Below are 3766 nucleotides of genomic sequence, written 5' to 3' on the forward strand. Positions count from 1 at the left end.
CCGTACCAATGGTCCTCTGATAGGCCATGACCCCGCCCCCGCTGCTCGATTGTTCGTGGCCCTTGGTCGGTGTCAACGCCGTCTGTGCTGGTTGGGTGCGGAGTTGCGGTGTACGTCGTTGGTGGACGGACACGCGAAGACGGCATTGACACCTCGGTCGGGCCACTGATGTCGGCAGCTATCGGGGGCGGGGGAGGAGTGGCGCGGGTCGTAGATACAGGTGCGGCCCCGCCCGTGTGAGCGGGGCCGCGTGGGCGCTGGACCGTCTATCGCATCTCGCCGAGCAGCAGGGCACGCCACACCCTGCGCGCCTCCTCGATGGGCCAGCGGTGTGTTTCTCTGACCTTCGGCGACAATTCGGCCTGCGTGGTCTTGCGGATGAACGCCTGCCCGCCGGCCTGGAGCAGCTCGTAGACGACGGCCCGGCAGTCGCAGGTCCAGGCGAGAGCCCGCACGCGCCCGACCCCCTCGAACGGCTTATGCCAGACGAGTTCTACGTGATCTTTTTGGCGCATCTCCCAGTGCGGGCTCAGGCATTCGTCCGGGTCCAGGAAGGTGACCGCCATCAGAGCCGCCGCCTTACTGTGACCCGCCGTTAGCCCAGCCGACGATCCACCGCACGGCAGACTGCGGTTGGTCAACCGAGGGCAGCGGAACCACGGTCCCGGACTTCGGCAGCTTGATCAGAAAGCGGCGCGGCTTGTTCTCCTGATCGATGGTGACCGTCGCGACCTGTCCGCCGAAGCCGTAGACGTCCAGCTCCGCGCCCGCTTTCTCCTGCGTCGGGAACCCGGTCATCCGCAGGGTGATGTGGCTGATGAACCGCGTACGGACCCCTTGGGACCGGAGCAGGTCGCCGAGGGCGGCCAGGATGCCCGCCTGCTGGTTGACGGTTCGGTTGCCGTTCGTGATCTGACGCATGTCTCTCCCATCTGTCTCGCTGACGGGTTGAGCGTACGCCAACCTTCCTACTCCTTCCTAGTCCTTCTTATAGGTACCTCTAGGTACCTGTGGTAACGACATGGAACGCTTTCGTTCCTACTCTTGAGCCCGTGATCGAGTTCCGGCCTGACCAGCTCAAATGGGAAGCCGTCCTCGAAGAGATACGACGCCGTATCCGGACGGGCGAATACCAGGTGGGTCACCCCATCCCTGGTGAACCCCGCATGGCCGAAGAGTTCGGCATCGCCAAGGGCACCGCACGCCGCGTCATCAACGAACTGCTCAAAGCCGGAGACGTCTACACCGTGCTCGGCAAGGGCACCTTCGTCGCCGACCCCGAGACCGGCGGCCCGCCCAGGAGAGACACCGAAGACGAGTGAAGGCCCCCGAACGATTCCGGGGGCCTTCAGCCTTCTATCGGTTGTCAGCGAGACGATGGAAGGCGCACCCAGCGTAGAGCCGACGAGCCGAGGGCAGTAGCTCACCGCCGCGGCACCCCGTGAGACCACCGCCTTAAGAGGTACCCACGACCGCAACATGCCCGCCACGAGCCAGAATGCGAACCTGCTCTTTAGGACACCAACGTGATCAGATTCTCCTACCCCAACGAGCCGGATCCGCAGACCCCACAGGAGTGGGAGGACCTGAAGAACGACCCCGAGCGCTCCCGCGTCTATCCGGATTTGCCGCAGACCGAGACAGTGTCCTGGGAGAAGCTCCAGGAGCTGAGGGAGAACACCGACGCCACCTTCACCGTCGACAGCGACGACCTGCTAGCCAGAGCCCTACCAGAGGACGAACCTGATCCGTCCGAGTTGTCGGACACCCAGCCGCCGACGGTGGTGGCAACCGGCCCGGAGCCCGGAGAAACGGGGGTGTCCATAGACGAGGGCGCGTGGGCGGTGTTCAGCAAACCTGTGAGCGGCGGGCAGTTCCGCCTGAAGGGCCCAGACGGCACGACGGTGCCTGGAACTTCGACCGCGCAAAACGACGACATATTGACCTACGATCCGGATGAACCTCTTGCCGTCAACACTCAGTACACCGCGGAAGTCTCCGGCGCCCGGGACGCGGCCGGCAACGAGATGGTCGTCCCGTGCGTCTGGTCGTTCACTACGGGTGGGACGACATAGACCCCGGACCCCACCCGGCCACCGACAGCAGACCCACCGATCCGCCTGCGTGACACGTGATCACCTTGCCGCTGCAGGTCGACGTCTGGCGGGCAGCGAGGACTACGCCGACTAACGACAGATTTCGACACGGTGCGGTCGGCCCAACCGCTCCGCGGCCCTCCGGGTGCCTACGGCATTGCGCCGGCCGCACCACTCCCGCCTCACATCCGGCACGGTCAGGCCGACTCTCCCCGCTCACGAGCGATCCGGCGAGCGGTGGCGATGTGTTGCCGGATCAGCTCGGCCCACAGATGTTAACCGTGCCGGTAACCGCTTCCGGCGAAACGCCACTGACCGACCGTCACCGTCTCCCGCTCGTCACGAGGAGCCAGGCCGCGCCGTTCCCGCGCCCGCTCGGCCTGGTGATCGGCGCGCACCCGCCGCAGCGCGCCGAGCGTGGTCGAGTAGTGGCGGCTCTTTGTGGAGAAGTGGCCCCGGTAGCCGAGCATGTGCGCCCACTGCCGCAGCGGGATCAGCCGGTAGGCCGGATCGTTCGCCAGGGCGAAGCAGGTGTAGATCATGCGCCGGGCATGCTCGGTCACGTCGAGCCGTGGGACGTCGGCGACCTCTCGGATGGGCCGGTCTACGGTCCCGGCTGACTCGGCCCCCTTGGTGGCGTACTTGGCGATGTAGGCCGCCACCCGCTGATCGGCGATGCCCTCCAACCCCGTCGCGACGTAGATGGGGTCCACGTCCAGTTGCGTTCCCCACCGGCCGACGAACGACGGGTCATCGTCCGGCACGGGAACCGAGACCGCAGCCGCGGTTTCCCGAATCGCCTCCTGGAGCACGGGCACGGTCGCCCAGTCCGGCGGACGATCGGACGGACCGTCCGGTCCGTCGAGACGGATCACCGCGTGGAAGTGGACCAGGCCCCGCGCCTGATACTCGGCCACCTTTGCGTACGACAGCCGCAGCCGCCGACGAAGCTCGGCCCGCGAGACGCCGAGGTGCCGGGCGAACGTCGCGGGCAGAGCTTGAGTGAAGCGCCGCCACAGCTCGCCCGCGTGCGCGTTCCACAGGACCGCGCCCCGGTAGTCGTAGCAGTCCACGCAGATCGGCTGCCCGACCTGGGGGTCATCGTCGGCATGCCGGACCCCGCAGCCTTCCGGCCTGCCGTGCTCGCACACCGGGTTGTCCCGCCGAGGACGGCACGGCAGCACCTTGTCACCCTTCACCCGGCGCGCGTGGACCGCACCGAACGAGGGGGCGGTGAACGTGGCGAACACGCGAGGATGGGCGCTGACGTCCTCGGGGACGCCCTTGCCGCCGCGCAGGCCGGACAGGATCAAGTGATAGGTGTCGTCCCGGTAGACCTCCGAGCAGGCCGGGCACCGGGACGCGCGCCGGTTGCCGCACGCGGTCAGCAGGTAGCCGGTCGGCTCGTCGGCCGTCCGGTAGACGTCCAGCACCTCCAGCCCGGCATCGAAGGTGATCCGGCGTCCCTGGAGCCTGATCGGCTGGGCGCAGCCGCCCGTCGCGCGCACCATCTCCTGCCACCGGGCGAAGTCCGGCATGGCGGCGCGTTGGGCAGCGGCGAGGACATCAGGGGAGAGGGGAGGGAGTTCGCTCACGCGGCGTCCCTCCCGCTGTCGGAGGCGGTGTCGTGCGCGTCGCCGACGTACTCGGCACCGTGGATGGCGGCCAGC

General features: G+C 67.6%; 5 protein-coding genes. 2 read left to right on the top strand and 3 right to left on the bottom strand.

The window, feature by feature from the left end:
- Positions 1-266: 266 nt before the first annotated feature.
- Both FLX08_RS39565 and FLX08_RS39570 read right to left on the bottom strand, forming a co-directional pair.
- Positions 267-566 (bottom strand): hypothetical protein, encoded by a 300-nt coding sequence (locus FLX08_RS39565; RefSeq protein ID WP_142625384.1) that lies wholly within the window; start codon positions 564-566, stop codon positions 267-269.
- A 13-nt stretch (positions 567-579) separates the two neighbouring features.
- A complete protein-coding gene (locus FLX08_RS39570; protein WP_142625385.1) occupies positions 580-921 on the bottom strand; it encodes a hypothetical protein in 342 nt (113 codons plus the stop codon).
- Between the two features lie 131 nt (positions 922-1052).
- On the opposite strand from FLX08_RS39570, the gene FLX08_RS39575 reads away from it, so the two are divergent.
- A complete protein-coding gene (locus tag FLX08_RS39575; protein WP_076437814.1) occupies positions 1053-1322 on the top strand; it encodes a GntR family transcriptional regulator in 270 nt (89 codons plus the stop codon).
- Between the two features lie 204 nt (positions 1323-1526).
- Positions 1527-2075, top strand: a complete 549-nt coding sequence (locus tag FLX08_RS39580) for an Ig-like domain-containing domain (protein ID WP_142625386.1) — start codon at positions 1527-1529, stop codon at positions 2073-2075.
- A gap of 296 nt (positions 2076-2371) precedes the next feature.
- Here FLX08_RS39580 and FLX08_RS39585 read toward each other — a convergent pair whose 3' ends face one another.
- The gene (locus tag FLX08_RS39585; RefSeq protein ID WP_142625387.1) at positions 2372-3691 is read right to left on the bottom strand and encodes a replication initiator; all 1320 of its coding nucleotides are present in this window, start codon (positions 3689-3691) and stop codon (positions 2372-2374) included.
- Positions 3692-3766 lie beyond the last annotated feature (75 nt).

It is taken from the genome of Microbispora hainanensis (assembly GCF_006874475.1).
Classification (GTDB): domain Bacteria; phylum Actinomycetota; class Actinomycetes; order Streptosporangiales; family Streptosporangiaceae; genus Microbispora; species Microbispora hainanensis.